Origin of the sequence: Sphingomonas sp. SFZ2018-12 (assembly GCF_022496715.1) — a bacterium.
In the GTDB taxonomy this organism is placed as follows: domain Bacteria; phylum Pseudomonadota; class Alphaproteobacteria; order Sphingomonadales; family Sphingomonadaceae; genus Sphingomonas.
Window position 1 is genome coordinate 1 of record NZ_WTFM01000002.1, and the last position, 24040, is coordinate 24040.

Annotated in this window: 17 protein-coding genes and 1 pseudogene; 6 read left to right on the forward strand and 12 right to left on the reverse strand. The window is 64.3% G+C overall.

From position 1 onward, the window contains the following. Together GO308_RS09000 and GO308_RS09005 are read right to left on the reverse strand one after the other, a co-directional pair. Nucleotides 1-205: pseudogene (locus GO308_RS09000) on the reverse strand (hypothetical protein); the annotation flags it as partial. A gap of 48 nt (nucleotides 206-253) precedes the next feature. Next, nucleotides 254-946: a GntR family transcriptional regulator gene (locus tag GO308_RS09005; RefSeq protein WP_197419031.1), complete on the reverse strand. Its 693-nt coding sequence runs from the start codon at nucleotides 944-946 to the stop codon at nucleotides 254-256. Nucleotides 947-1033: 87 nt separating this feature from the next. On the opposite strand from GO308_RS09005, the gene GO308_RS09010 reads away from it, so the two are divergent. The 3 genes from GO308_RS09010 (at nucleotide 1034) to GO308_RS09020 (ending at nucleotide 5520) form a co-directional block, all read left to right on the forward strand. After that, nucleotides 1034-1810, forward strand: a complete 777-nt coding sequence (locus GO308_RS09010; protein ID WP_240885226.1) for an NAD(P)-dependent oxidoreductase — start codon at nucleotides 1034-1036, stop codon at nucleotides 1808-1810. A gap of 141 nt (nucleotides 1811-1951) precedes the next feature. Further along, entirely contained in the window at nucleotides 1952-4633 is a 2682-nt protein-coding gene (locus GO308_RS09015) for a TonB-dependent receptor (protein WP_240885227.1), read from the forward strand. A gap of 47 nt (nucleotides 4634-4680) precedes the next feature. Then, nucleotides 4681-5520: an SMP-30/gluconolactonase/LRE family protein gene (locus GO308_RS09020; RefSeq protein WP_240885228.1), complete on the forward strand. Its 840-nt coding sequence runs from the start codon at nucleotides 4681-4683 to the stop codon at nucleotides 5518-5520. A gap of 27 nt (nucleotides 5521-5547) precedes the next feature. Here the strand turns inward: GO308_RS09020 and GO308_RS09025 are convergent, their stop codons facing one another. Together GO308_RS09025 and GO308_RS09030 are read right to left on the reverse strand one after the other, a co-directional pair. Then, nucleotides 5548-7185, reverse strand: coding sequence for a hypothetical protein (locus GO308_RS09025; RefSeq protein ID WP_240885229.1), 1638 nt, complete (start codon nucleotides 7183-7185; stop codon nucleotides 5548-5550). A 25-nt stretch (nucleotides 7186-7210) separates the two neighbouring features. Beyond that, entirely contained in the window at nucleotides 7211-8491 is a 1281-nt protein-coding gene (locus GO308_RS09030) for an MFS transporter (RefSeq protein ID WP_156454140.1), read from the reverse strand. Nucleotides 8492-8652: 161 nt separating this feature from the next. Here GO308_RS09030 and GO308_RS09035 point away from each other — a divergent pair, with 161 nt between their 5' ends. Together GO308_RS09035 and GO308_RS09040 are read left to right on the forward strand one after the other, a co-directional pair. Next, nucleotides 8653-9414, forward strand: coding sequence for a ribonuclease activity regulator RraA (locus GO308_RS09035; RefSeq protein ID WP_240885230.1), 762 nt, complete (start codon nucleotides 8653-8655; stop codon nucleotides 9412-9414). After that, a complete protein-coding gene (locus GO308_RS09040) occupies nucleotides 9411-10601 on the forward strand; it encodes an enolase C-terminal domain-like protein (protein ID WP_066478036.1) in 1191 nt (396 codons plus the stop codon). The genes GO308_RS09035 and GO308_RS09040 overlap by 4 nt, the downstream gene beginning before the upstream one ends. Nucleotides 10602-10638: 37 nt before the next feature. Here the strand turns inward: GO308_RS09040 and lldD are convergent, their stop codons facing one another. The 5 genes from lldD to GO308_RS09065 all read right to left on the reverse strand — a co-directional run bounded on the left by lldD (nucleotide 10639) and on the right by GO308_RS09065 (nucleotide 16448). Beyond that, nucleotides 10639-11769: an FMN-dependent L-lactate dehydrogenase LldD gene (gene lldD / locus GO308_RS09045; RefSeq protein WP_240885231.1), complete on the reverse strand. Its 1131-nt coding sequence runs from the start codon at nucleotides 11767-11769 to the stop codon at nucleotides 10639-10641. 130 nt (nucleotides 11770-11899) lie between these two features. After that, on the reverse strand, nucleotides 11900-12430 hold the full coding sequence (locus GO308_RS09050) for a hypothetical protein (protein ID WP_240885232.1): 531 nt from the start codon (nucleotides 12428-12430) through the stop codon (nucleotides 11900-11902). A 1-nt stretch (nucleotide 12431) separates the two neighbouring features. Then, nucleotides 12432-14300, reverse strand: a complete 1869-nt coding sequence (locus tag GO308_RS09055) for a hypothetical protein (protein ID WP_240885233.1) — start codon at nucleotides 14298-14300, stop codon at nucleotides 12432-12434. Between the two features lie 222 nt (nucleotides 14301-14522). Next, nucleotides 14523-15209, reverse strand: a complete 687-nt coding sequence (locus tag GO308_RS09060; RefSeq protein WP_240885234.1) for a hypothetical protein — start codon at nucleotides 15207-15209, stop codon at nucleotides 14523-14525. A gap of 15 nt (nucleotides 15210-15224) precedes the next feature. Then, nucleotides 15225-16448, reverse strand: coding sequence for a helix-turn-helix domain-containing protein (locus tag GO308_RS09065; RefSeq protein ID WP_240885235.1), 1224 nt, complete (start codon nucleotides 16446-16448; stop codon nucleotides 15225-15227). Nucleotides 16449-16630: 182 nt separating this feature from the next. On the opposite strand from GO308_RS09065, the gene GO308_RS09070 reads away from it, so the two are divergent. Further along, nucleotides 16631-19396 (forward strand): hypothetical protein, encoded by a 2766-nt coding sequence (locus GO308_RS09070; protein WP_240885236.1) that lies wholly within the window; start codon nucleotides 16631-16633, stop codon nucleotides 19394-19396. A gap of 403 nt (nucleotides 19397-19799) precedes the next feature. On the opposite strand, the gene GO308_RS09080 is transcribed toward GO308_RS09070, so the two are convergent. Genes GO308_RS09080 through GO308_RS09090 form a run of 3 tightly spaced genes read right to left on the reverse strand, consistent with a single transcriptional unit; the run spans nucleotide 19800 to nucleotide 24031 of the window. Continuing rightward, nucleotides 19800-20891, reverse strand: coding sequence for an NAD-dependent epimerase/dehydratase family protein (locus tag GO308_RS09080; protein WP_240885237.1), 1092 nt, complete (start codon nucleotides 20889-20891; stop codon nucleotides 19800-19802). Then, nucleotides 20888-21595 carry a fumarylacetoacetate hydrolase family protein gene (locus GO308_RS09085; RefSeq protein WP_240885238.1) on the reverse strand — a complete coding sequence of 236 codons (708 nt, stop codon included), beginning with the start codon at nucleotides 21593-21595 and terminating at the stop codon, nucleotides 20888-20890. Before GO308_RS09085 ends, GO308_RS09080 begins: the two co-directional genes overlap by 4 nt. 57 nt (nucleotides 21596-21652) lie before the next feature. Continuing rightward, nucleotides 21653-24031 (reverse strand): TonB-dependent receptor, encoded by a 2379-nt coding sequence (locus GO308_RS09090; RefSeq protein ID WP_240885239.1) that lies wholly within the window; start codon nucleotides 24029-24031, stop codon nucleotides 21653-21655. Nucleotides 24032-24040 lie beyond the last annotated feature (9 nt).

Below are 24040 nucleotides of genomic sequence, written 5' to 3' on the forward strand. Positions count from 1 at the left end.
CTTCGAGCGATCGCGCGAGATAGGGCAGGAGCGCCGCGTCGGCGCACGCGCACGCATCGGCGACGTCGGCCAAAGACGCCACGCTGAACGACACATCCTCAATCGCCACGCCCGACGCGGGATCCCACGCCGCGAAGCGCGTCTCGCTCCACCGCGAAACCCCGCCGATGAACATCGCACCGGTGAGCTGGACAGCCTCCGTCAAGATCGATCCTCCCGAAACAGTTGAGCACACTTCCAGGCTTGTGAATCTTCAGCCGGAGGCGAAGCTTTCCGCGACCTTCATATGCTGAAGAATGTCGTTCAGCGTGGCCAGGACGTGATCGCGCGCCACCCTGGCGGCACGCTCGCGGTCGCGGTCGGCGATGGCATCGGCAAGGGCGACATGTTCGCGGTGCGCAGCGTCGAGCCGGTCGGCGCCTAGCGGCCATTCGCGTCGCACCGCCGCCGTGATCGCATCGATCCGCGTCAACATTTCCTGCGCGACCACGCTGCCGTCGATCCCGTTGATGAGCTTGTGGATGGTTGCGTTCGCCTTCAGCCGCGCGTCGCGATCGCCGATGTCGATCGCTTGCCCGAACCGCTCGACCTGCGTGCGTAAGCGGCTGATGAATGCCGCGGAAGCTCGATCCGCGCACAGGCTGGCCTGCATACCCTCGATCGCGGCGCGCAGCCTGAGCAATTGCGCGAATTCCTCCGCGTCGATCCCGCGCACAACCGCGCCATGGTTCGGCTTGAGGGTGACGAGTCCCTCCGACTGGAGCTTCTGAAGCGCCTCGCGGATCGGTGACGGTGAAACGCCAAGGGCAACGGCAAGCTCAGGCACTTTCAGGCGATCGTTCGGCTTCAGCCGGCCCGCCACGATGTCACCACGCAGTGCCTCGGTCACGCGCAGATACATCGTCGCCGTCGTCGGATCGATCTTGCCCGCCCTAATACCCGTCATCGTTCTCTTTCCGTGTTTGCTCTGGACCGACATCCCGCTAGCAAGAGCATATAATTATATAGAATAGAATATCAAAGAGGGTTGGTCATGGTCGGCAAGCATGTTCTGGTCACGGGTGCCTCCGGGCGGATTGGCCGTAATCTGGTGCCTGCATTGGTCAGCCGGGGTCATGTCGTTGTCGCTGCCGATATCGAGCCGAATGCGGAACTGGCGGACGGCTCCGTCGCGCAAATTAAGTTGGACATTACCGACGCGGCGGCAATGGAGCGAGCATGCGCGGACGTCGACACCATCGTCCAGTTGGCCGGTCACGCCGATGATGCCGAGTGGAACCTGCTTCACGATCGTAATGTCGCGGCGACCTTGACGCTATGCCGCGCGGTGCGGCCTGGCCAACGGATCATCTTCGCCAGCTCGTTGCATGCCGCCGGTTATGCACCCTTCGACATGCGGTTCGATCATCGGACCCCATCACCGGCGGATAGCCTGTACGGCGTTTCGAAGCTGGCGGCCGAGGCGTTGCTGACCCTGCATCATGCGCGCGGGGGCGGAGACGTCTACATTCTGCGCATCGGAACCTGTCGGCCCATCCCGATGACGGCGCGCGAGCGTGTGACGTGGCTCAGCCCCGCCGACTGCGTCCGGCTCGTCGACGCCTGTATTCGCGATCCGGCGGGTGGGCATCACCTCTTGTGGGGATTTTCGGCCAATGCCGCCGCAAACGTTGATCGTGATGCATGGTGCCGTGTCGGCTATAACCCGCAGGACGATGCGGCACGGTTCGAGCTGGCCGACGATGCCACCGATCAGGCGGGGACAGGGCGAGTCGGCGGCCGCTTTATCGCGGCAACCCCGAGAATCTAGGTCGATCCCGGCGGATGAATCGGGCGCTTTCCGGCCATTGTCGCCGCTGAACCGCTTGAAAACGACCCGTCAGGATCGGCGATTGACAGCCCTTGAACGACTCTACATTATATATTCCATATAATAGTGGGAGCGGGTAGGATGATCTTTAGGGCACGGTTGCTGGTATCGACGGGAACGGCTTCACTCATGTTGCTGATGCTGACCGGTCAGGCGGCAGCGCAGGTTACGCCGGCCGATGATACCAGTCCGGCCGACGCTCCCCAGGCGGAGGCCCAAACTGTCGACGACGATATCGTGGTCACCGGCATTCGCAGGTCGATTCAGGCGGCAATCGATACAAAGCGCGATGCGGTCGGCATCGTCGATTCCATTTCGGCACAGGACATCGGCAAGCTGCCCGACCAGAATGTCGTTGACAGCCTCAGCCGGATTCCGGGTCTGCAGATCACGCGCTTTCGGGGTGAAGGCGCGGATTTCACGATCCGGGGCATTTCGCTCAACAATACGCTGATCAACGGCCGAACCTTCATCGGCGCCAATGCGGGCAGCTCGGCTCGGCTCGACGTGATCGCATCCGACATCATCGCCGGCGTGGACGTGTACAAGTCGCCGACCGCCGACCAGATCGAGGGAGCGCTCGGCGGCACCGTCGACTTGCGTACCAAGCGGCCGCTGGACCTGCCCGACGGTACCGTGGCGCTGCGTGCCCAGGGTCAATACGGCGACCTGAACCGCAATCTCGGGTTCCGGGGCTCGGCACTCTACTCAACCCGCTTCGGCGGCGACAAGCTCGGGCTGCTCGTCAATGTTGCCTATCAAGCTCTCGAGACCGAGCAGCAGCGGTTCGAGGTGGCGAACTATACCCGCGTCAGCGACATCGACGGCACGGGGGACGGGGTCAATGACGCCAATTTGTTCCGCCCGGCCCGCCTGCAGTTGATCCGCGTTCCCCGACGCGTCGAGCGGCTGACCTTCAACGGCTCGTTCCAGGCGAAGCCCACCGACGAGCTCGAGTTGCTCCTCGAGGGAACATACAACAAGTTCGAGGCGAAGGGGCGGCCGGTCCACCAGCAAATCCTGTTGAACAGCAACGATGTCGGCGCGCGGATCGACGATGCCCGCACCGTCGTTTCGGGTACCTTCAACGGCGTCACGCTGCGGCCGCTGGTGTTTGAGGAAGAAGATGAATCGGATGTCTTCCAGATCGGTTCGCGCGCGATCTGGGAAAAGGACCGGTTGAAGATCGTGGCCGACGGCTCCTATGGCCGCGGTGAATCTCCGATCGACGCAGGCACGTTCACCTTCGTGATCGCCCCGCGTCCAGGCCGGACGGCAAATGTCACCTATGACTTCGCAGCGGGCACCGACTTGCCCAATTATGCGCTCACGTCGAACTTCGACATCAACGACCCCGAACAGTACCGCGTCGCATCGATCTCGGAAAACTCCAATATCATCAATAACGAAGGCTATGCGGGCCGCCTCGACCTCACCTACGACGCGGCGTGGGGTCCCCTCGCCAGCTTCGATTTCGGCTATCGGCACGAAGACCGCAGCTTCGACACCGCACGGCGGGTTCAGGCGATCACGCTTCCCGAGATCGCGGCGGTCGCTGATGCGAACCGCGATGGATCGGTCACGCCGGGTGAAATCCCCGCGCTCAGCTATACCGGCTTGCTCGACCGAGGCGTTTTTCCCGGGTCCAGCGGCGATTTTCCCAGCCGCTACCTGACCGGTCGTGTCGACGCCTCCGCGGCGCGGTCGTCCCTTGGCTATGAAGCCTCCCCGATCTCGCCGACCAGCGTCAGCCAGGTCACGCTGACCACCAATGCCATCTATGCCAAGGCCAATCTGAAGTTCGACCTGCTGGGCGTGCCGATGCGCGGCAATGTCGGCGCGCGCTACATCTGGACCAGCCGATCGTCATCCGGCAACGTCGTCTCCGGCGCTCAGGTTCTGCCGGTCACCTTTTCGACTGACTATACCGACTTCCTGCCGAGCGCGACGCTGGTCGCCGACCTGACCGACACGCTTGTGCTTCGCCTGTCGGCGGCACGCGTGGTGGCGTCGCCGCCGCTCAGCGACTTGTCCGCCGGATCGGCGGTCTCGATCGTCAGCAATACCGGGACCGGGGGCAATCCACTGCTCGATCCGTATCGGGCAGAGCAAGCAGATCTGTCGGTCGAATGGTACTTCGCCAATGCGAGCCTGTTGGCGGTATCGCTGTTCCACAAGACCGTCGGCTCATTCACCCGGTCAGTGGTGACATCGGAGACGATTCCGGGCTTCATCAACCCCAACGGCACCGGCAATGTCTTTCAGATCACACGGCCTGAAAATGGCGAGGACGGCAGTGTCAGCGGCTTTGAGGTGAATTATCAGCACGCCTTGTCTTTCCTGCCCGCGCCGTTCGACGGACTGGGGGTCCAGGCCAACTACACCTATGCGGACAGCTCGACTCCGACACCGGACGAGCTGACAGGCAACACCTTGCCGCTGCCCAACCTGTCCACCCACAGCTACAGCCTGATCGGCTATTACGAAAAGGGCGCGGTCCAGGGGCGCGTCGCCTACACTTTCCGAAGCGACTATCTGCTTGCGATCCAGTCCGCGTCGCTCGGCGGTAGCCGTTATGTCGACAACCAGACCCAGCTCGATGCGACGCTCTCCTATAATCTGACCGACACGATCAAGCTGACCGTCGACGGCCAGAACCTGTTGCGGCGCCCCGAACGCCGCTTCGACGGCGTGTCCTCGCGGCTGAACTCGTTGCTGATCGATGACCGACGCTTCTTCTTTGGCTTTTCGGCGACGTTCTGACCGGGCGTGTCTCCCCAGCGGTAGCCGCACACGGCGATATCCGGGCCATGCTGGGCGAAAGCGCGGTGTGGCTGCCGGGCCGCAACGCGGTGGCGTGGGTCGACATTCCCGGGGGGCTGGTCCACGTCACGGAGGCAGCGAGCGGTCGAACCCAGAGCGTGGATCTGGGCGAGCCGGTCGGCGCGGTCGTCGCCGGACCCGGTGATACCCTGGTCGCGGGCGGCACGCGCGGCCTGTGGCAGATCGGAGGAGGCGAAGCGCCGCGCTTCCTGGGCGCGCCGCCGGGCCATTCGGCGGCGACGCACCGCTTCAACGATGCGACGACGGATCCGATCGGACGCCTGATCATCGGGACGCTGGCACTTGCACCGAACCAGGGCCAGCCGAGCGGCCGGCTTTATGTCTTTTGCAGCAGCGACGGCTGGCGGTGCCTGCTCGACGGGTTCCGGACGATCAATGGTCTCGCCTTCTCGCCGGATGGGCGTACGCTTTACGTGACTGACAGCCATCCCGACGTGCAAAGGATCTGGACCACCGACTATAATGTCGTGACCGGTGCGATCGGCAGTCGTCATATGTTCGCTGACTTCAACTGTCTGGCGGGGCGGCCCGACGGTGCGGCGATGGACTCGCAGGGCGGATACTGGGTCGCCGCGACCGATGCCGGCCGCATTTATCGCTTCGCGGCGAACGGCATCCTAACCGACACGGTGCATTTGCCCGTCACCTGGCCGACGCGCCCATGTTTCGGCGGCGGAGTGCTACGCGACCTGTACGTAACAACCCGGCGCGGGCCCGGCGGATTGACGTCAGGTCCTCTCGATGGTGCGCTACTGCGTGTCGGTGCGGCCTGGACGGGCGCGGTGATCCCGCCCTGGCGGGGATAACCCGACTGGCAGCGACGTCGCGCCTGCTCACTCGATGCGAATGACCTGCGCGGTAGCCCCCGCGACGCTCAGCGATAGCGAATTTCCTGACAGTGAAAGCGGGAGCCACTTCATGCCGTTCAGCTGGCCCTTCGCATCGACTTCGCCGCCGCCCAGCCGGACTTGGCTGGTGGCACGCAACCCATCTTTCCCCGCAACCTGAAGCGTCACGGACGATGCCGCCATATAGGTCGATCCGAGATCGATGACGATATCCTCGGCGGGCCGGGGTGCCGGATCGGCCACATTGATGACCACGATCGACAGCCTGGCCCCGGCGTCCTGCCCTTCACGAACCGCGAAGATTCGCAGGGTTTCCGGACCGGAATGGGTGACCGCCAAGTAGCGACCATCCGGCACCAGTCGCGCCGCGAGCATGCCGTAGAAGATCGGCTGCGCGATCAGCTTGCCCGCGACGGCGTCGGCGTCTGTCGCGCCACAAAACGGGGTGTACCAGCCATATCGCGGCTTCTCATCGCCGCACCGGCCGAGCATCGCGTGAAAATTCTGCCCGACAATGCCTTCCTGAACATTGAGCAGGATGGCGTCGAGCGCCCAAAGCGCCGAGGCCATCGTGTTGCTGACCCCGGCCTTGCCAGCACAGGACGCCGAATTGCGCTCATCGAATGCCGCCGGCACGCCCAGCCTGGCCGCATCGGTGTGCAGCCTGCGCGCCACGCGTCGGGTGCGCTCGCGCTGAACGGAAGAAAGGAGGATCGGGATCGTCGCCTGTTCCGCGTTCTCGCAGGCAGTGGCGGTGTAGTGATGGTAGGTGAGTGTATCGACTGAAGCGACGCCCGTTGCATCGCGCAGCGCTGCCTGCCGCTCGACAAAGCCTTCGTAGATCGTGGGCTTGATATTGTTGTGGTCGTCGATGGCGAAATCGGACGGGCCATAAAAGCGCATTCCGGGCACCCGCTCCAGGATCGCCGAGCGAAACAGGTTCCAATCCTGCCAGTACAGGTCAATCTCGTCTGGCTGGTAGGAGCGGTCATGATTGCGGTCGTAGGTGAAGGGCTCGAGCGACGGCTCATTGCCAATTGCGACCGCGGCCAGGCTTTCGCCGAGTGCCAGCTTGGCATGGTGGACCATGTCTGCGGCGCGCTCGGGACTTTGGTTGCCACGGCGGTACTGGCCCAGATTGACGGTCAGGATGACCCGGTAACCGGTGCGCCTGACGAGCGTCGCAAGAGCCGCCATGCTACGCGGGGTCAGCCGCCCCTGTGACCAATCGGGATTGGGTTCGCCCGTGCTGGTCCAGAAGGTCAGTTCGCTGCCGATCCCGCCGATCCGGATCGTCGGGCTGTGCCCTGAAGACCGCATGGCCGCTGGCGCGAGCGTCGCAATGATCCGGGCAACGCCATCCTGTTCGAGGATATGTGGAACGCCCTCGCGGTCGATCAACCAGTAGGGGTTAAGCGACAGGTCGCCCTTGAATCCGGCGCGAAGACCTGTCGCCATTTGCTGGTCGACGCGGACGTGCACGGGCGGCCGTTCGCGCGCCGATATTGTGCGGCTCGCCGGTGTCTGAGCTTCGGCTGCCGAGAGAATCAGCGGCAGCGCGAGAAGCGTGAGTGGATAAAGTCGCATCCGAACTTCCTGAGAAACTGGTTTCTTGAACACCATGCGTCGGCTGTCGCGTTGGCTTGCTTCAGGTTGCCGAGGCGCGAGTGGGCGCCGGAGAGGCTCCGCTCGCGCCGCGTCGCCGATAGGCAAGAAACAATAGCGTCGCTGCCAGCGGGTGCAGCAGTGCTCCGACGACGAACACCGGCGTGTAGCCATAGGTCTCCACCGCCGGGCCGACTGCGAAATTGAACAGTGCAGCGCCGACCGTCCCGACCGCGTTCAGGACGCCGACCGCCGTCCCGACCGCGCGACGCGGAAACAGCGCCGCAGCAAGGATGTTGGAGAGCGTGAGCCAGACCAGAGCCGCCGCCTGCACCACGGCAAACAGGGCCATCGCCGCCCAGATATTGGTGGTCAGCGGAATGATTGCGAACAGTGGCCCGACCAGAGCGACCAGTTGCATCGCCCGGACCCGCGCACGTGCCGGCTCCATGCCCGACTTGACCCACCGATCGGAAGCCTGGCCGACCGGAAACGCGAGCAGCGCCGCCGCAAGCGGTGGGATCCAGAGGAGCCAGCCCACCTCGCCCAGGGTCAATCCCAGCACTTCCTGGAAATAGCCGGCCTGCCAATATTGGATGAAAAACCACAGCGGATCGCTGATCAGTCGCGCCGCGATCAGTCCCCACAGCATCTTGTTGCCCAGCACTTCGCGCATCGGGCTCAGGTCACTCGCCTGCTTCGCCGGTTCGCTCTCCCCATAGTCGGGCGGGTTACGATTGGCGGCGTACCAGGCGAGCGCAAAGAGAATGCCGACCGAACCCGGCACGATGAAGCCGTATCGCCACCCATAGGTCAGCGCGAGCCACGCGATGACGGGCGGTGCCATGATCGGCCCCAGCGCCACCAGCACCGCGCGCAGCGAGTATGCGGTGGCGACCCGGGCGCGGGGAAACCACACCACCAGCGCCGCGATGGTCGCGGGCACGAGACCCGCCTCGGCCGCGCCGAGTACCGCCCGAAAGACCAGCAGTTCATGGTAGGAATTGGCGAGCCCGCTCATCACCGTCGCCGCCGACCAGATCAGGATGAATGCGGTCAGGCTGGCCCGGCTGCCGAAGCGATCGACCAGCCGCCCGCAGATCGGATAGAAGATGGCATAAGTGGTCAGGAAAATGCCGACCAGCACCGCGAACCGCGCGTCGCCGATCCCCATCTCGAGCCGCAGCGTCGCCTTCAGGACAGAGATCGCCTGACGGTCGATCATGCCCAGGATCGAATCGAGCGATGTCAGCGCCAGGATGACCCAGGCCATGGTGGGAACGATCGGCAGCGTGGATGTGTCGGGGTTCGGGTTGTCGCGCATGGCCCTGCTGCGTTCATCAACGGAATGAATCGATGTGGCCAGCTTGCCGTCGCACAGCCGGCGCGTCAACGATTATAGATTATATATTTCTGATTGACGAGCTGTCCGCCGCCTGACTATCAGTTGCCCAGTCACTTTGCTGAACAAAGGTCCAGACTTTCATGCCCGAGCGATCACAGGCGCTTGAAGCCGACATCGCGCAGCAACTTCGCCTGGCGTCCACCGCGACCTTGACGACGATCCTGTTCAACAAGGGCCTGCGCAACGTGTTCATGCAGGGGGTTCGGCCGGTTCAGCCCGGAAAGGCGCGCATGGTCGGACCCGCCTACACGTTGCGCATGATTCCGTGCCGTGAAGACATCGACAGCCTGTTCGAACGCGATAGCCGCACGGATCTTCAGCGCGTCACGACCGAAACCGTCCCCGCGGGCGCGGTGCTGGTGATCGACTCGCGCGGTGACGCAGCGGGTGCCTCGGGCGGCGCATTGCTTGCGCTGCGCATGCAGGTACGCGGCGTCGCCGGCATCGTCACGGACGGGGGCTTTCGGGACTCGCCCGAAATCGGAATGCTCGACATGCCGGCGTTCCACTCGGCCCCCGCCGCGCCGCCCGTGGTCGTCCGCCATCATCCGGAGGATGTCCAGCTCGCCATCGCCTGTGGTGGGGTGTCGGTGCGCCCCGGCGACATCATCGTCGGCGATGATGAGGGAATCGTGGTCATCCCGCGCGCGATGGCGGCGGAGGTCGCGCGATTGGCCGTTCGCAAGGAGGATGTGGAGGACTTCATCGCCGTCGAACTTCGCGCGGGGCGGCCGGTCACCGGCCTTTATCCGCCGGATGATGCCGCGATGCGGCAATATGAAGCCTGGGTCGAACGCGGCAGACCCGGCTCGCAACATTTTCAGGATGAGTCTGTCGTATGAAGATTACCGGAACACGGGCACGTTGTGTCGCTATTCCGCTCAGCGCCACGTTGCGGTCGAACACCGGCGTCCATCCCGGCTATTTCGTCCGCACGATCATCGAGATCATGACCGACGAAGGGATCACCGGGCTTGGCGAGGTCGGCGGCGGCGATCAACGTGCCGCGTTCGAGCGGCTGGCGTCGCGGATCATCGGCCATGATCCCTACCATATCGGCGTGATCAAGCAGCGGACGCTGCGCAACACCTATTTCATGCCCAACGCGCGCATCTATGCGGCAATCGAGATGGCGCTGCTCGACATCCAGGGCAAGGCGACCGGGCGATCCGTGTCCGACCTGCTCGGCGGCAGTCTGCGCCAGCGATTGCCGTTCATCGGCTATCTGTTCTGGCGTTATGACCGCCCCGGCGGCGGCGACGACGCCGATCCCCAGGACATCGCCGATCATTGCGAGGAACTGGCGGAGACGCTCGGCATCCGTTCCGCCAAGCTCAAGGCGGGGGTGATGGCGCCGGAGGAGGAAGCCGCCGCGATGGAGGCGTGCCGCGCGCGCATGGGCGACGCCTTCAACCTGCGCATCGATCCGAACGGCACCTGGTCGGTACCGACCGCAATCGCCATCGGGCGGCGGCTGGAGCGGATCAATCTCGAATGGTATGAGGATCCGGCGTGGGGGATCGAGGGCCTGAACGCGGTTCGCCGCCGCGTGAACATTCCGATTGCGACCAACATGTACCCCGCGCGCTTCGATGATCTCGGCCCGGCGATCCGCCGCGATACGGCCGACCTGATCCTAACCGACATCCATTATTGGGAAGGGCCGCTGGGCGTGCGCGACCTGTGCAATACCTGCCGGACCTTCGGCGTCGGCGTGGCGATGCATTCCGGCACCGAGTTCGGCATTGAGCTGGCGGCGATGCTGCACACCGCCAGCACCATCCCCGAAATGGTCGTCGCGGGCGACGCGCATTATCATTATCTGGAGGACGACATCATCGCCGGCGGCAAGTTCGCCTATCGCGACGGCATGATCGACGTCCCGGCCGGACCCGGCCTGGGCGTCGCACTCGACGAGGAAAAGATGGCGAAGTACGCGCGTCTGTTCGAGGAGAAGGGCGACTATTATGCGCGCTTTCGCGTCGATCCGCGCCGCCCGGACTGGTTCCCGATCGTCGGCGGGCGTTAGGCGCTCATAGCCGACGACACGGCCCGACGGGCAACCCTCAGACCAGAATCGATCGATTGATTGCGGCAATCCGATTGACCCCGGTCAGCGTCATGGCGACCGTCATCTCGCGCGCGATCAGGTCGAGCAGCTTGGTCACCCCGGCCTCGCCGCTTGCGGCCAAGGCATAGAGCCAGGCCCGGCCGAGCAGTACGCCATTCGCGCCCAACGCCAGCATGCGAACCACGTCCAGCCCCGAACGCACGCCGCCGTCCGCCAGGATCGTCAGCCGATCCGCGACGGCATCGGCGATTGGCGGCAGGGCGCGGGCGGAGGAAAGCACGCCGTCAAGCTGGCGTCCGCCGTGGTTCGACACGACGATCGCGTCGGCACCCAGCGCAGCCGCCTCGCGCGCGTCGTCGGGGTCCAATATGCCCTTGATGACCAGCGGGCCGTCCCACAGCTCGCGGATCCAGCCGAGATCGCGCCACTGGATCGACGGATCGAAATTGGCCCCCAGCCAGCCGATATAGTCGTTGAGCCCGCTGTTGCGGCCAAGCACCGCCGCCAGGTTGCCCAGCGTATGCGGCCGTCCCATGACGCCCACGTCCCAGGCCCAGCCGGGCTTGCCCATCGCCTGCACCACGCGTCGATAGGCGGCGTTCGGGCCCGACATGCCCGAATGCGCGTCGCGATAGCGCGCGCCGGGCACCGGCATGTCGACGGTGAACACCAGCGCCTTCGCCCCCGCCGCCTTGGCGCGCGCGATCAGGTCGCGCATGAATGCGCGGTCGCGGATCACGTAGAGCTGGAACCAGAAGCGGTCGGGCGCGGCGGCGGCGACGTCCTCGATCCCGCAGATCGACACGGTCGACAGGCACGTCGGGATGCCCGCACGCGTGGCGGCGCGTGCGGCCTGCACCTCGCCACGACGCGCATACATGCCGCTGATGCCGACGGGGCCGAGGATCACGGGCAGGTCCTGCTGCGCGCCCAGGATCTGTGTCGTCAGGTCGATCGTCGCGACGTCCTTCAGCACCCGCTGGCGCAGCGCGATCGCCGACAGGTCGCTGACGTTGCGGCGCATCGTGTGCTCGGCATAGGCACCACCATCCGCATAATCGAACAGGAAGCGCGGCACACGGCGGCGGGCCGCCTCGCGGAAATCAGCAGTGGACGAAATGATCATCCGGCAGGTCGCGAGGTCAGGCCCGGCGCGCCGCCAGGTGGAGGCGCCTGCAGCGAATGGCGCGCTGGATCAGGGCGCACTGAGCGGCTCGTCGCCAGTTTTGAGCGGAGCCACCGCGCCACGTCTCTATTCACTCCGAAGGCGCGCCAGGCGTCGGCGTGCCGAGCGCCCGGCCATCCTTGCGCAAGGCCATAGCTGGTACCTCGGTGACTTCCACGCCAATGCGGCGCGTTTCGCCACCCCGGCCCAGGATCACATAGGATGGCCCGATCCGCTCAAGGCGCGTGCCGTCAGGCAGTTGCACCCCCGCCCGCCATGTCGCCACCGTGCCGTCCGGCGCCTGGAGCGACGCTGAGGGATCACTCGAGCTCATGTCGACGCGTTTAAGCACATATCCCTCACCGATGGGCCGAATGACGTTGCGCGATTCAACCGCAGGTGCCGCCGACCCGCCGGCTGCAGGCGCGCGTTCGACCTTGATCTGGCCCGCCGCGCCCGATTGTCCGTTGTCCCGCGCGGCGCTGAACAGGAGCAGCCACGTCGCCGCCGTCACGACCGCCGCGACGCCGATGATGATGAGACACAGGGCGCCCAGGCCGAGCTTTCCGCCTGCCTGGGTGTCCCGTTGTCCTGGTGCCGATCCGTTCAGTCGATCGGCCACGCTAGTTCAGTCGAATGATCGTGGCTGTCGCCGGCTGCGATGTGATCGCGATGCTGGAGTTCGAGCCACCCACCGGCGTGACGGGCACGTTGGTCCAGGTCGCGCCGCTGAACACCCCGGTCGTCGACACGCTGCCACCGCCCAGGGTGATCCCGGCGGTCGTTGTCGCCGACAGATCGCTGGCGGATGATGTCTGCAGCACGATGCTGCTGGCGCTGGCGTAAAGGCGCCCGAGATCGACATTTACCACACGGCTCGACGACGAGTCCGGATCGCTATAGTTGACGACGACGACGGTCAGCCCGTTGCCACTTGCGGCACGAAGCGCATAGACGCGCGTCTGGTTGAGATCGTCGCTGTTGGCAAAGGTGACCGGCAGGAAATGACCCGAGCCGACCAGCCGTGCCGCGAGCGCGCCGTAAAAGGGCACGGCCGCCTGGACGGCGCCGGCGTTGCGCGCGGCGTCATCGGGCGAGCAGAACAGCGAGTACCAGCCATATTCCGGCGCGATGTCGCCGCAGCGGCCGAACATCGAATGCAGGTAATGGCGCTGAATTCCTTCGCGCGCGAACAACAGGCTGCTGTCCAGCGTCCAGAGCGCCGCGGCGAAGCTGTTGCTGACCGCCGGCCGACCGGCACAAGAATAGGAATTGCGCTCGTCCAGAACCGCCGGGACGTTCAGGTCGGGATTTGCGGCACGGCTGACGATAAATTGCGCGGCATTGATCTGCCCGTCATACACCCCTCTGCTCGTCAGGTTGCTGATCGAGCCGAAGTTGGTGGCACATCCATTATAGTGATGAGCGGTCAGCGCATTGATGTCCGGCGACGGCAGGGCTAGCTCGTTCTGGAAGAATGCGTTGAGAAACCCGCCAATGCTTGCCGTCGCGGCCATGTAATAGCGCGTGTTCGGCGCAGCCTGCTCGATCGCCGTACGATACTGACGCCAGTGCGAAAAATACGTCCCCGGACCGCTTCCGCCCCCATAGACGCCATAGAGGTCGGGTTCGTTGCCGACCTGGACGGCCGCGAGGCCCGATCCGAGCTGCGCGCGAGCCGCAGCGACGAAATTCGCCGCTCGGGCCGCGTCGGACGCTGGCGACGCGACCCGCTGACGCAGGTTGACCGTGAGGACGATGCCCCAACCGGTACGATTGACGAAGTTCCTGAGCGCCGTAAGGCTCGCGGGCGTGATCCTGCCGCGACCATCTTGCGTCGTCGATCCAGGGACATAGGTTGCCCATGCCGGGGTCGGCTCGTTCGTGCTCGTCCAGAACGTGGTGTCGCCGCCCGATCCACCGATGCGCAGGCGCCGCACGGCGTCTGACCCGCCGAGGGTATTGAAGAGCTGCGCCACCGTGGTCGAATTGAAGAAGATCGCCGCGTTCTGATCGTTCAACCAGTAGGAGTTGATCGAGACGTTCGGCCGCACGGCGTCGGTGAAGGGACCCGGCTGGCTCTGGCTCAACGTCACATTCACCGGCGCGGGGGTTTGTGCGAAGGTCACCGGCCCTAGAGCGCAGGTGACGATGAGCGCACTGAACGATGTGGCTGCTCGCAATACGAACTTTTGGACAGCGTTTCGTTCAAACCTTTGCAGGTCGACGCCATGCCTCCGTGGAGCCAGTCGAAACGATTTAATCGTGCCGTTCATAATCCATCCTCCGTAAGCCCGGCACGACAATATAATATATAGTATATTAGGGCAATGCCGGAATCTGGTCGCGGTGGCAAGTGGCGTGAGCGGCGAGCACCGCCAGGCCGCGACCTGGCCAGCGTTGCGCCCCGGAAACGTCACGCCATTGGCCCACTTGCGCGGCTGGCCCGGATAATCGTCCCATCCCCGAGACCCTAACTTCAGGCCGTGCACATCGCGATGATTTTGCCGCGGAGCGGGTCGCCAGCGCGGCGTCCCAAGCACGGTGAGACGCTGGAACGATAGCCCTGAGAGAACCGGACTTCGTCATCGCGCCCGGGACGACCGTTCCGACGCCTTAGCTCCGGAACGACTTGGTGCGAACGGGAGCCTCGCCGCACGCACATTTTAGACGACACCTGGTCAAGTGTTCGTCCCCCGGAAGGGACGCGCTCCTTACTCGTTGAGCGGCGGTGTGCCCTTCAACCATCGACCGGTGTTTTTGACTCGGCCTGGGAACAGCGCGTCCATGGTGTCGCCATAGTTGCTCAGTGCATCCTTCTGGCCTGCCAGGTAAGACTTGGCATGATTGTAGTCGGTCTTGGTCATGGACGGGCCCGCAGTCGACTTCCGCATCCGCAGATCCATTTCATCCCATTCGGCCAACGCCATGCCAATTCGCGTGCTCGAGACCTTGGTGTGCATCACGCCGGATTCGTCAAACATGTAAGTGGTGTCGACGTCAGGCGCGGTCGCGCAGATGGCGACAAGCGTGACTGTCTTGAGCTTGTAGGCACCGATCTCGTTGGCGAACTGCATCTCGAGGTTCTTGTCCTTGTAATCAGCTCGCGGCTTGAAAAGGCCATAGCTGCCGCGCGCAACCTGCATGTACAGCGCGCCCCGCGCGCTGACCGTAAAGCGTACGGCATCGCAATATCGCCGGATCGAGCTACGGCCGCCGAACAGATAGACTGAGCGCGTCCCGTCGACGGTCTCGTCGCCCAGCATTTGCGGGCGGACGAAGTTGGAAAGCATGGTGGTCGCATTCACGCCCAGCGTGTTCAGATACAATGGCCTGTCGATGAACGTCCGTACCTGCATTTTTCCGCCCCCGGCGCTTCGCGTTCGGAGGATAATCCACATCAGGCGGCGCCAGCGCTAATCCTGGTGTCGCAATCGAGACGTCGCGTTGTCGCAGGGGGCGTCGGCGCGTTCGTCGCTCGGCGTACAGCCGAAACGCGACCGATAGCGCCGGCTGAAATTGATCGTGTCATAGATGCCGCAGCGGGTTGCGATCTCGCTCACGGTTACGCTGGCAGGGAGGGTACGCAACAACCGCCTGGCGCGCTCGAACCGACGCTGATGGATAACGGCGGCAATCGATGTGCCTTGATCGGCAAAGGCGCGATAGAGTGTCGCACGCGAACAGTTGAGGCGATTGGCCAGCAAATCGGGGCTCAGGCCCGGTGATGAAAGATGCCGGTCGATCACCATCATGGCGACCGAATAAAGCGCCCGCCTTCGCGTCGCATCACCCTCGATCGGCCCAGCTTCGATCCGCATGAGGGCGAAGCTGATCGTCTGCACAAGTTGGTCGAGCATCAACGCAGCGGCGTGCGGCTCAACCATCGGCAGCAGGTCCAAGACCATTTCGAACTGGCGGCGAAGCAGCGTGATCGACGACGTCCGGTTAAGTTGATCGATCAGCACGCTGGGGCGCGGCACATCATGGCCCAGCGCCCGAACCACGGTGCGGCGTGGCAATCCGACGTGCATGCCCCGGTGCGCCGTCCAGCCCAATTCGCATGGGCGCGCCGCATCGTAGACGAAGAGATTTCCGGGCCCCGCGCGCGTGATGCGATCGCCTTGCTGGGTGGCCTGGCGCTCGCCTTCGATCACGAACCCGATGCTGATTATATCGCCGCCATCGCGCTCGATCTGGCGGGTGGTGCGCACCCCGCGCACCGCATCCGACCGGTAGCGATAGATTTCGACGGTTCGCATCAACGCACCATGCACCTCCGCCGAGAATAGCGGCGCGTCGAACGGTCGCGGCATAGCTTCGAAGTGATAGTACGCGATGTTGCACCAGTATGCGAAGCGATCGGCTGGTGGCACTGCATCGGTCGAGACATTGACCAATATGGGTGTCTCGGGATGGACGATCGCCGGGGTCCAGCGCGCTTCGCCGGGTGCCCAATCTGCGGCGGTCGACGCCGTTCGTGACTTCGACCGGGAAGCGGGCTGGTCCATCGCAAGTTGAAATAGCATCCCGAAGCCTCTGGTTGAAGTGCGGGCACGTTTTTCAGCGCGGCAATTAACGCTGTATCCGGTCGCCACAGAGCCGGCACAGGGCAAGCCGGTTGACAGATCGAGGGTCAAAAACCGCGTTGGTTGAGCCCTTGTCAACGAACGCCACGTGCGACGCGCTAACAACGGACATGAGACGTGGAGACGTGCGCGCTGATTGACGGGAATCGCGCCACCTTGGCAATGCCGGGTCGATGCGGAGCGGGCGTTATCACGGACGCGCGCGGATATGCGACCCAGGGGAAGCGCAGCACATGGCGATCTTCATCGGCACCGATGGCCCGGACACGATCAGGGGCACAAGTAGTCTGGCGGAGACCATCTTCGGCAATGGTGGCGACGATCGTCTGGTTGCCGAGGGTGCGGACAGCGTGGTCGGCGGCGCCGGCGATGACCTTTTATTCGCCCATAACGGCGCCACCCTGGTCGGCGGAGACGGCGAAGACCGATACTTCGTGAACTTTCCAGTCTCGGGCCTGTTGATCGTTGAGGATCGACCCGGCGAAGTCGATCGGCTCAACGCCCTTGCTTCCCATGCGTTGAGCCCGGGCGCCCGGATCGAGATCATCTCGATATTCAATGCCGGTGTGTCGTTCGTCGGCAACGACTTTGCCCAGCAAATCGAAGGCAGCCTGTTCGATGGCCTGCTCGACGGCGGTCGCAACACGTCGGAGCCGGGTCGCGGCGATACGCTGATCGGCAACGGCGGCAACGACATTTTCGTCGTGCGCAACCCCAATGATGTGCTGGTCGACTCCGATGGCGGTGCCGACATCGCCTTTATCGACGCCGCGTCGCTGCAGGCGGCGGGCCAGGCCATCGCCACTTTCACGCTCGCCGCCGGGGTCATCATCGAAACGCTGTCGGCGGCGACGCACAGCGGGACCGAAGCGCTGGTGCTGACCGGCAACGGCAGCACCCAGACGATCATCGGCAATTTCGGCAACAACACATTGAACGGCGGCGGCGACGGCGACGACACGCTGATCGGCCTGGACGGCGACGACACCTATGTCATCGGCGGCCTGGGCATCATCACCATCATCGATTCGGCCGGCACCGACACGATCAATTTCGCGCTGGGAGTTGCGCCGACCTTCATCCTGAACGCGGGGGCGTCGATCGACGTCATCAACCTGAGCGCCAACGTCAACCAGGTCTTCGGCAACGAATTCGCCCAGCGGATCAATGGTGCCGCCGGTGATTTCGACGAAACGCTGGACGGCGGCGGCGGCGCCGACACGCTGGCCGGCGGTGGCAGCGAAGATGACTATTTCGTCGATTCCGCCGACGACGTGATCATCGAAAGCGGCTTTGCGGCGAATGGCGTGACCCCGACCGTCGACGTGGTGCAGTTCAACGGCACGACCGGCGGCTATGCCCTGGCCGACGGAGTCAATGTCGACCGGCTGCTCGCCGGTGCCGCCGGCAACGTCTTCCTGGTCGGCAACAGCTCAAGTCAGCAGATCGTCGGCAACAACGGCAACAACATCCTGAACGGCGCGGCCGGCGCGAGCGGTGCGGGCGACACGCTCTATGGCGGCGGCGGCAGCGACATCTATCGCGTCTACAGCGCCGCCGATGTGGTGAGCGAGGAGATTTACGACTTCGCCACCAGATCAGGGGTCGCCGGAACCGACGCGGGCGGGGTCGATACGATATTCACCAGCTCCAGCTATTCGCTGGCGACGACATTCGGCGTGGTCGAAAACCTGTCGGTCGCCGACCACAGCAGCACGAGCACCGGCATCGTGCTGACCGGCAATGTCGCCGACAACCAGATCATCGGCAATATGGCGGCGAACACGCTCGTGGGCGGCGGCGGCGCGGACACGCTGATCGGCCTCGGTGGGGATGATTTTTACATTCTGGAAAGCATCGACGACCTCCTCGGCCAGGCCGATATCGTACTGGAAGCGGTCGGTGGCGGGTTTGACACGATCACCTTCGCCGGTGCGGCCGGCGAACCGTTTGTCCTTGGCGCAGGCAGCGAGGTGGAAGTCCTGCGGCTTGGTGGCGGGCCAGCATTGATCACCGGCAATGAGTTTGGCCAAACGATTTACGGCACGGATCGGCCGCTTTCAGAGACGTTGATCGGCGGGGGTGGGGCCGACACGCTGGTGGGCGGTGCCGGCAGCGACGTCTATCGCGTCGACAGCGCGGACGATGTCATCATCGAAACCGGATTGGCACCCAACGGCTTCACGCAGACCTTCGACCTTGTCGTCTTCGAAGGCACGATCGGCGGCTATGCGTTGGCCGAAAACGTCGCGATCGATGATCTGCGGGCAGATGCGGCGACCGGCGACGTCTATCTGATCGGCAATTCGGGCGCGCAACTCATCATCGGGAACAACGGCAACAATATCCTCGACGGCGGCGGTGCCCCGGCCGGCCTAGGCGACACGTTGCGCGGCGGCGCTGGTGACGACATTTATCGGGTCTATTCTGCCGACGACCGCGCCGAGGAGTTCGCGAATGCCGGCACGGACACGGTGTTCACCAGCAGCAATTTCAATCTGGGTCTGTTCGGCGCAAACATCGAAAATCTCATTGCCGCCGACGCGCGCGCGCTCAACAATCTGGTGCTGCAGGGCAATGCCGGGAACAACGGCATCAGCGGCAATTTCGGGCGCAACGTGCTGGCGGGTGGCGCTGGGGTAGATACGCTGACCGGGCTGGGCGGCGCGGACACCTTCCACTTTGCCGACGTGGGTGCAGGCAATGCCGACGTGATCGCCGACTTCAGCGCGGCGCAGGGCGACCGGATCTCGCTGAGCGAGGGTACCTTCACCGGCTTTACCGGCGCGACGATCACCGCTGCGCAGTTCGTGCTGGGCGTCGCCGCCACCGCTGCGGGTCCGCAGCTCCTGTACGATCAGGCGACCGGTCGCCTGTTCTACGACGCGGACGGCACCAGTTCCGGAGAGGCACAGATCATCGCCACGCTGATCCCTGGCACCGCGCTCACCAACAACGACATCGTCATCACGCCGGGAAGCACCGTTCCGACACCGTGAGGTCGGTGGTGGCAAGGGCGCGTGTGAGCCGCGCTGCACCCATTCCTTCGCGCGCTCGGTCGCGTCCGGGGGCCACTTTCCGTTTTCCTTCACCAGCCTTGATATCATCGCGCGCAAACCATGGGCCGTCATTTCATGGCTGGCATGGCCCGGCCGGGCGGTTTCAGTCAGCTAAGCAAACGTCCGCTTTCGACCATTGTCGTCCAGAACCTGCTCCACTTTTCTGTTGAGTGCGCCGTGCAGCTCGAAAGACGCTGCCCGTATCGCTCGCCACGCTTGCTTCCTCGGCCGCACGCTGGCCGAACGGGTTATCCCCGGCCCGTCCGACCCCACCCGCGGCTAGACATTATCCTCAAGCGCGCGCGGGACATTATCCGCGACTTCGTCGTCATGCTTTCCGGAGTCAGTCGATTGGTGGCAACAGCCGATCGGCACGCAGGCGCGAGAACCATTTATCGAACATCTCTTCGGTATCAATCGCGCCGCTGAATCCGGCGCGGCGCAGTTTCACCGTCGAGACAATCGAGTCCTCCCATGCGACCGTGCGTCCATAGCCGAGCGCGAAATCGGCATATTGGAAGGAGGAGCCGACGAACTTGCCGATATCCGGCGCGGCCAGGCCGTGGCGCTCGCGGATCGCATCCCATTCGGACGCAGCAGCAGGCATGGCGGTTGCCAGCTCCATCGCCCGGTCCTCGCCCGGTTCCATGCCGAGCGAGCGAGCCAGCGCGGGCCAGATGTTCTTCCACAGGAAGATGTCGCCATTGGTGATGTTGAAGACCGCGTTCCGGGCCGTTTCCACACCATGCGACCAGTCGATCGCCTCGGCGATCAGGTCGGCGTCCACCGCCTCCAATATGCCCATGGGACCGCCGGGATAATGAAGCGGCTCACCCCGCGCCTTGAGGATCGCGGCATAGACGCCGAGCGCCGGGATCAGATTCATCGGCGCGCCCAGCGAATGGCCGAATACGAATTGCGGCCGCAGCACGGTGAAGTGCCAGCCGTGCATCCCGGCGAGCTCGGTCAGATAATCCTGCTGCTCCCAATAGAAATTGGGGTGCTCGCGCATTTCCGAGCGATTCTCGCGCGCGGGCAGCACCATCGGCCGGATATGGACGCCATACGCCTTTGTCCCCTGGAGCAGGGTGACATGGGCGAGGGCCGCATGATCGGTGATGCCGATCTCCATCAGGTTGCGAAGCATCTCCGCATTGACGCGGATCTGCTCCTGATCCGACCAGCCCGCGACGAGGCTGGGCGCCTCATAGAGCGCCGCATAGACAAGGTGGGTCACGCCCTTCAGCGCATCCGCCGCCGCCGCGACCGATTTGGGATCGCGCAGGTCGGTGGCGACAAACTGGGCGCCGTGCAGGTGGAACGGCGCGCGACGCGACACGCCGATCACCTCTGTATCCGGCTGGGCCGCGAAATGGGCGATGCAGGATTGGCCGATCAGGCCGGACGCGCCGACGACGGCGAGCTTTCGCTTCATGCTCTTCCTCCCGCGGCCGGGCCGATATCGATCGCGACCGTGCCAATGCCGTCGACGGTGCAAACGACGTGATCGCCGGGCACCAGCGGCCCGACTCCCTCCGGCGTGCCGGTGAAGATCAGGTCGCCAGCGCTCAGCGCCACTCCGTGCGAGATCAGCGACACAATGTCTCGCACGCCCCAGATCATGTCGGCAAGATCGGCAGACTGCCGCGTCTCTCCATTGACCGACAGGTGAATGTGGCCCGCATCCGGCACCCCGCCCACGCGGCTGGCCTGAAGGATCGGGCCACAGGGGGCGGAGTGATCAAACGCCTTGCCCCAGTCCCAGGGGCGGCCCATGTCGCGCGCCTGGAGCTGGAGGTCGCGGCGGGTGAGATCGATCCCGGCGGCATAGCCGAAGATCACATCCTCCACCGAATCGGCCGCGATGTCCCGGGCGGCTGCGCCGATGGCGACGACCAGCTCGGCTTCGTAGTGCAGGTTGCTGGTCAGCGGCGGATAGGAAATGGACGCGCCGTCATCGACCACGGCATCCGCCGGCTTGGTGAAGAAGAATGGAGGATCCTTGACCGGGTCCATGCCCATTTCCCGCGCGTGCGCGGCATAGTTGCGCCCGACGCAAAAGATGCGGCGAACCGGAAAGCGCCGGACATCGCCCGCCACCGCGACCGAAGCGACAGGAAGATCGAACAGCAGCGACATGGGGCAGCTCACCGACAAGGCACGTCCGGGCACAGGGCCCGGACGCCAGGGAGGATATCAGAAATCGTAGTTCAGCCGCACGCCATAGGTGGCCGGACGGCCGACATAGGCCTTGATCGTGTCGAACTGCGGCAAGACATTGTTGAAGTAATAGCTGTTGGTGACATTCTCGCCCCAGAAGGTGAGCCGCCATCCCGCCGCTTCGTTGCCAAAGCCGGCGCGCAATCCGAGCAGGTCATAGGAGGGCAGGTCAAGCCGCGGGTCCTCTCCGAACACCGCCGACGCGGTCGCGCGGTAGGACCAGCTGCCCCCGACAAAGAAGCCCAGATTACCGACATCCCAGTCATATTGCCCGTCGAAATCGAGCGACCATTTCGGCGCGAAGCTGAGCACGCCGCCCTCGTAATCCGTCAGCACGCCGTTGACGTCCAGGCCGACATATTCGTCGATGCGCGTGTCGAGATATGCGGCAGCGCCGGTCAGCTTCAGACCCGGCGTGGGGATCACGGTCGTATCCACCTCGAACCCGACGATATGCGATTTGGGGATGTTGATCAGTAGGCTCAGCGGGCCGAACACCTCGTCCAGGAACGTCCCGCGCAGCTGCTTGTCGGTATAGTCATAGTAGAACACCGCGGCATTCGCCTGCGCCGTGCGGCCGAAACTCGCCTTTACGCCCGCTTCATAGGCGATCAGCTTTTCCTGGGTCGCCGGTTCATATTGGCGGAAACCGGTGGCGGCGACATTGGGGAAGCTGCCCGATTTATAGCCCTGGCTTGCGGACACGTAGAAGAGAAGATCGTCAACCGGCTTGTAGTTGAGCGCGGCGCGCCAGGACACATTGTCCTCCGCCAGCGTGTTGACGCTGAGGCCCGGCGTGGCGGTCAGGCTGACGTCGCCGCGCGGATCGACAAAGGTTGTGCAGTTACCGTTGCTGAGCAGGCCCGGCTGGAACTGACTAGCGGGCAGCGGGGCCAGGCCCGCGCCGGTGCGGATCAGACCGCTGACGAATTGGATGATCGGGCTCAGCGTATTGTCGCCCGTGTCGCCGCTGCAGCCGCGGAAATCGACCTTGAAATCGGTGTAGCGCGCCGCCGTGGTCAGGGTCAGCTTGTCGGTCAGCTGCCAGTCGATCGAGGCGAAAGCGGCAAAGGACTTGAGTGTCTGGTCGGTGAAATTTTCCGCCGACTGCACGCCGGAGATGCGGTTGGCGCTGGTCTGGCCGGTGCGATAAGTCTGTTCGGCATAGACGGTCGAGCGGGCGTAATTGCCACCGACCACCCAGTCGGCCAGCCCTTCGAACGAGCCAGTCAGGCGGAGCTCCTGCTGAAAGGAATTGATCCGGCCGAACGTGGTGAAATCGAACACGGTGACGGGCGTGCCGTCATATTCGTTGAAGCTCTCATCCTTGAACCGCGCATAGGCGGTAATCGACGACAAGGTGATATCCGAGCTGAGATCCCAGTCGACGCGGCCAGAGGCCTGCCAGAACCAGTTGTCGCGCGCGAAGTCAGATCCCTCATCCCAGTCGGCGGCGCGCACATCGCCCTCCGGTGCGATCGGATATGCGGCAAGATCGGGATTGACCGCCTCGGGAAACACGGGGTCGATCTGACGGATCTGCGGCACCTGAGTGTCGCTGCGGTCGCGCCAGCCGCTCATCACGAGGGTGGTGCGCAGCGTCGGCGCAGGTCCCCATTCGAGGGTCAGGCGACCACTCTGGCGATTGACCTGGCCCGCGCCGTCGCCGGGGCGCAGCTGGCTGCGCTGCCAGTCATCGGCATTGTCGGTGCGCACGGCCAGCCGCGCCTTGAGGGTGTCGGTGATCGGCCCACTGAGGTAGCCCGCCGTTTCCACGGCGTTGAAGCGCCCGAAGCCGAAGGTGACGCCGCCCTCGACCATGTCGGTCGGCTTGGCGGCGATATAGTTGATCGCACCGCCAGTCGTATTCTGCCCATAGAGCGTGCCCTGCGGCCCCTTCACGACCTCGACCCGCTCGAGGTCGAGCGTCGCGCCCAGCGTCATCGCGGGAAAGGGGATGGCGACCTCATCGACATAGATGCTTACCGTGCTTGTCGCCGACAGGCTGGATTCGTTGAAGCCGATGCCGCGCAGCGTGTAGATCGGTGTATTGAGGCCTGATTCCGCTGCCTGGAACCCCGGGACGACGCGGGCCAGATCGCTGACGCTGGTGATGCCACGCGTTTGCAGGGTCTCGGTGCCGAACGCGGTGATCGAGATGGGAACGTCCTGAAGGCTTTCGGACCGGCGCTGGGCGGTGACGATGATGTCACCGAGGCCATCCTGCGCACTCGCTTCCGTCGTCTGCTCGGCGTCTGCCGTCGCATCCTGTGCCTGTGCGGTGCCGATCCCGGCGACCATCAACGCAGGTATCGCGGCGCATTGATGCAGCGAACGGATCACGCTCTTGTTCATGGACTTCCC